8 protein-coding genes are annotated in these 4693 nt (G+C 63.8%); 2 read left to right on the forward strand and 6 right to left on the reverse strand.

Annotated elements, in window-relative coordinates; genetic code table 11:
• Positions 1-144: 144 nt before the first annotated feature.
• On the forward strand, positions 145-864 hold the full coding sequence (locus A2J03_RS09790) for a VIT1/CCC1 transporter family protein (protein ID WP_068372774.1): 720 nt from the start codon (positions 145-147) through the stop codon (positions 862-864).
• A gap of 13 nt (positions 865-877) precedes the next feature.
• On the opposite strand, the gene A2J03_RS09795 is transcribed toward A2J03_RS09790, so the two are convergent.
• The 3 genes from A2J03_RS09795 to A2J03_RS09805 form a co-directional block, all read right to left on the reverse strand.
• A complete protein-coding gene (locus A2J03_RS09795) occupies positions 878-1759 on the reverse strand; it encodes a M56 family metallopeptidase (RefSeq protein ID WP_068372777.1) in 882 nt (293 codons plus the stop codon).
• A gap of 2 nt (positions 1760-1761) precedes the next feature.
• Entirely contained in the window at positions 1762-2130 is a 369-nt protein-coding gene (locus tag A2J03_RS09800) for a BlaI/MecI/CopY family transcriptional regulator (RefSeq protein WP_068372780.1), read from the reverse strand.
• Between the two features lie 79 nt (positions 2131-2209).
• Positions 2210-3016, reverse strand: coding sequence for a transglutaminase-like domain-containing protein (locus tag A2J03_RS09805; protein ID WP_068372781.1), 807 nt, complete (start codon positions 3014-3016; stop codon positions 2210-2212).
• A 286-nt stretch (positions 3017-3302) separates the two neighbouring features.
• Between A2J03_RS09805 and A2J03_RS09810 the strand changes: the two genes are divergently transcribed.
• On the forward strand, positions 3303-3701 hold the full coding sequence (locus A2J03_RS09810) for a hypothetical protein (RefSeq protein ID WP_231912470.1): 399 nt from the start codon (positions 3303-3305) through the stop codon (positions 3699-3701).
• Positions 3702-3736: 35 nt separating this feature from the next.
• Here the strand turns inward: A2J03_RS09810 and A2J03_RS09815 are convergent, their stop codons facing one another.
• The 3 genes from A2J03_RS09815 to A2J03_RS09825 all read right to left on the reverse strand — a co-directional run.
• On the reverse strand, positions 3737-3943 hold the full coding sequence (locus A2J03_RS09815) for a hypothetical protein (protein ID WP_068372787.1): 207 nt from the start codon (positions 3941-3943) through the stop codon (positions 3737-3739).
• Positions 3944-3959: 16 nt separating this feature from the next.
• Positions 3960-4223, reverse strand: coding sequence for a DUF1049 domain-containing protein (locus A2J03_RS09820; RefSeq protein WP_068372788.1), 264 nt, complete (start codon positions 4221-4223; stop codon positions 3960-3962).
• 147 nt (positions 4224-4370) lie between these two features.
• Positions 4371-4693, reverse strand: a 323-nt coding sequence (locus A2J03_RS09825) for a GNAT family N-acetyltransferase (RefSeq protein WP_156520303.1), incomplete at its 5' end; no start/stop codon positions are given.

The raw sequence follows: 4693 nt of genomic DNA on the forward strand, positions 1-4693 counted from the left end.
GTGGTGGCCGCCGCGACAATCGTGCAGGTGATTCGGATCGGAGAATCCGGCGCACGTGCGGCGTGGGAGAACACGGTGAGCACTGCACCGGCGGAGGATGGTTCGGATGAGTAGCGGCGCCGTAGTAGAGCGAAGAAGCTGACCATGTCGGACGTCGTACCAGGCGGTCACGCCTCGGAACCCCACTCGGCCATCGGTGGGCGGCTGAATTGGCTTCGTGCAGGAGTTCTCGGTGCGAATGACGGCATCGTGTCCATCGCCGGCCTGGTGGTCGGTGTGGCGGCTGCAACGACGGAACGCGGCCCTGTTCTCACTGCGGGTGTCGCCGGGCTCGTCGCCGGCGCCGTGTCGATGGCGCTCGGTGAGTACGTCTCGGTGAGCACCCAACGTGACACCGAGCGGTCGCTTCTGGTCAAGGAGCGGCGAGAGCTCGACGAGGAGCCGGAACAGGAATTGGCCGAGCTTGCCGCCCTGTACCAAGACAAAGGTCTGTCGGCGGAGACCGCCAGAATCGTCGCTGAGGAATTGACCGCGCACGATCCATTCGCTGCACACGTCGACATCGAACTGGGCATCGACCCGGATGCGTTGACCAGTCCGTGGCAGGCCGCAGTATCGTCAGCTGTTTCCTTCGTCACCGGTGCATTGCTTCCGCTTCTCGCGATTCTGCTGCTTCCCGCGTCCAGCCGGATACCGGTCACCTTCGTCGTGGTTCTGTTGGCGCTCGGGATGACCGGAACCATCAGCGCCACGCTGGGTGGAGCTCCTCGTCGACCGGCAGTGACGCGGATAATGTTCGGCGGAGCGTTGGCGATGATCGTGACCTACGGAATCGGCCAGTTGGCGGGCGTCGCAGGGGTGTGAAGGTCCGCGCTCGTCAGCGGAACACCGACGTGGCATTCTCGCCCGCTTCCGGCGCGACCACGTCCTGGGCCACATCGAACAGGGCCACGGAGATCACCGAGAACGAGAGAATCAGTACCAGAGCCGCGGCAACAGTCAGGCGTCGCTGCGGGGCCGGGGGAGGTTCGTTCAGTGCGCGGACGCGACGGACCACATCGCCCCCGGTGCTGTCGAGAGTACTTGTCCGCCGGGCGGAATGCGTGCGGAGCAATGCAGTCCTGGCGACGGCGGACATCGTTGCCGGCCGGCCGTGAACGGCGGCGGTCTCGTCGGCGTGACGCTCGGCAGCGTGACGAATCTGGTGGACGACCGGGCGCAGCAGCGGATCGAACTGTGCTGCGATCTCTCCCATCTGCGTCCAGAAGCTGTGCCGAAATCGAAGGTGAGCTCGTTCGTGCTCGATCACCGCGTCGAGTTCGCTCGTGGACAGCGCGTCGGCGAGTGCTGTCGTGATCACAACTGCACTTCCTCCGGACGGTACCGCGAAGGCGTCCGGCTCGGCCGAATCCACGATCACGGTGCCGCCTCGAGTTTCGGCCTCCGCACCGAATCGTGCCGCCGTTCGCGCGCTCACCCATATCCGACGCCCATGTGTCGCAACCACTGTCAACCGCCACGCGACCCAACCGAGTATGACGACGCCCAGTGTGACCGGAAGGCCGTCCTCCGACGCGAGCAGTACTGCAGCTACTGCAACCATCGACGCGGCGATGGAGAAGGCGGTGATCATCGACAGAATCGGAAAGACGATCACCGACGCCTGCGGTGTGAAATCGTGGTCGATCCGAACGCTGTACACGCGAAGTGCGACGGAGAGCACCCACGGTAGAGCTGCGACGGTCAGAAGCAGCGTCATGCTCAGTCTTTCGCCGACTCAGGTGACAGCAACGCACGCAGCAGCGTCTCGTCCTCGGGATCCAGCGCCGCAACGAAGTTGGCCAGCACATCCGCCCGCTCAGCTCGGGTGTCCAGTTCCGTTCGCATCCGCATCGCAGCCCGAAGTGCTGGTAGCTCGTCGACCGGGGCTCGAAGAGCGTAAACGTAGGACCGTCCGCGCCGCTCGCGGTCGACCAGCCGCTTGCCGTGCAATCGACCCAACGCCGTCATGACGGTTGTGTGCGCGAGATCTGCCCCCAGAAGTTCACGGGCCTCGGACACCGATAGCTCCCGGTGCTCGCCGAGCAGCTGAAGAATCGACTCCTCCAACTGTCCGGAACCTCTGCGCACTGGTGTCACCCTTACTCGTCGTCGTCGATCCAGGATATGCCACGCCCGAACCCGAGCGGCGATTCTGGTGCCGAGCAGATCAGGTCAGTGAGACGAGTTCGGTGATGTCGTCTATCGGGAGATCGCCGTCGACCACTGCTGTGACGACCGAGCTGTTCAAGGTGATTGCGCCCTTGTGGTTGTCGAGGAATGCGGTGTCCGCCGCATCCCGCCCGGTTGCGATGCGGACCAGCGTCGAGCGCGGAGCCAGGCAGGTGGCGTCGACGACTCGCCATACTCCACCGACGAAAGCCTCGGCGACAGCATGGAAGTCCATCGGATCGCAGCCCGGCGCGTATACCGCGACCAGTCGCGCCGGCACGTTGACCGCCCGCAGCATTGCGACGACCAGATGTGAGTAGTCGCGGCAGACGCCGGCCCCTGCGAGGAGGGTATCGGTCGCGCCGTCGATCGGATCACTGCTGCCAGGCACGTAATTCAGCCGCGCACCGACCCACGACGAGATTCGCTCGAGCAGCTCCTCGGAGTCCGCGTAGGCGCCGAACTCGGTCGCTGCGAAACCGTAGAACTTGTCGGCCTCGGCGTAGCGGCTGGGTCGCAGGTACAGCGACATGTCGTAGTCCGTGACGGGAGCGGGCGTCGTGTTTCCGATGACGGTGGCGTCGTACGCGACCTGAAGATTGCCCACGCCGGCGGGGAAGACGTGGATGCGATTGCCGTGGGCGCCACTGACCTCTTTGGGCGTGATCGGCTGTCCGTCGAGCTCGAAGGTGAGTGACTCGGTCACCGTCGTGCCGGGGTGGGGCGCGATGGCGATCTGGAATTCGAGGGTGGTGGCGTCGGTGATGTCGACGTCGAGTCGCGCTGATACGTCGCGTTTGAGCACTGGTTCTCCGTATGTCGGGGCTGAGTGTCATCAGCTCGAGGAAACGAACTAGTGGCAATTACCCTGCCTGATCCTCGTACAACCGACGATTGCGTCACAGTATTTCGCCCGCAGTCGGCCGGGATGAGCTGATTTCGTACTGACAAGTTGGTTTGCGTCGTCTAGCTTGAGTGCAGGTGGGGCGACGCTGGGAGAGGGGTTCGATGGTCGGCATGTTCTCGGGCGCGGTACCTAGTGCGTTCGCGCGACGGTGCGATCGACGAGACGCCGCAGTAATGGCGAGGGCGTGAAGAAGCTCGCCACCGCTGCCGTACTCCTGCTGCTGGGCTCGGGAGGTTTGTTCAACGGAATCGCGCTGGTCTCCGATCCTCGGGGTGGCACGCTGGGTCTCAGTGTCGACATGCTCCCGGCCTGGCATACCTGGGACTACCGCTATGCGGGCGCATTCGTATTGCTCGCGCTCGGGATTGCGCCGCTCGTGTGTGCTGCGGCGGTGATCGTGGACGTCGCCGGTTCGCGAATGTTCGCCGGAGTGGTCGGGGCGGTGGCTGTCGGATGGGCAGTGTGGCAGTGGGCGGTCCTGGACGTCTGGGCACCGCGCGCGTTCCTGGGATTGGTCGTGATCGGTGCCGTCCTCGCGCTGGGCGCGATCGATTCGGTCCGCCTTCCTTCTGAGAATCGGTGAGTGCGTGACCGCGTCACGCACTCACCGGACAGTCTCTACTTCTTGTCTTTTCCTGCGGCCTTGTCGACGCGACGCTGGGCGAACGTGCCGCCCTTCTTCAGAGCCTTGGAGATGAAGTTCGGTTCGCCCGAACGCTTTTCGATCGCAAGACCGCTCAGAACGAGGAGTCGCGCCAAGATGGGAAGCGCAATCGCGACGAACAGGTATCGGTAGAGGTATTTACGCGCTAGCAACGGGAGCATGGTGGTCCTGTTCGAGTCAGCGGACCGCGCGGCGGACGCGCAGCGCCGCAGTGACGGCCAGAGTGATGATCGATCCGACCGCTGCCGCACCCAGTAGCCACACGCCCTGCGCCAGATCGAAGTTCCACCCGATGGAGTTGATGCGCGTGTGCACGGTGTTCTGGAGAACGAAGATCACCAGGGCGACGATCAGCACGAGCGCGATCACCAGTGAGAACTTCGTGAAGAAGCCGCCGCTGCGACGTCGTGCGGGGGTGGTTGCGGAATCGGTGGAGGTCATCAGGGGTCCTAGTCTGCATGTGATTGGAAGTTGCAGATACTTAGTCGGTTTCGGATCGCGAAAGCAAACGCCGGCGGTTGCGTGATGTGCATCACACCCACTTTCGGAGCGAACGACTATTTGAGTCACTCAGAGTGACTCAAGTGGTCATTCGGTCACTTCGCCACGCAAGATCGCATACAGAAAAGTGTCCGACCAGGCGTCCTTGTTCCACCAATCCTCGATGAAGTGGCCTTCTCGACGCATGCCTACGCGTTCGGCGAGCCGCGCGGACGCGGCATTTCTGGCGTCCATCTGCGCGATCGCCCGGTGCACCCGCCGCAGGGAGAACACTGTCTCGATGAGCGCGGTGACTGCCTCGGTTGCGTAACCCCGGCCGGCGTAGGCGGGCGAGAATGTCCAGCCCAGTTCGACGGTGTGGTCGGTGTCGTTCACGAAATGCGCGCTGACGTTTCCGATGATCCGACCAC

This window comes from Rhodococcus sp. EPR-157 (assembly GCF_001647195.1).
Classification (GTDB): Bacteria; Actinomycetota; Actinomycetes; order Mycobacteriales; family Mycobacteriaceae; genus Rhodococcoides.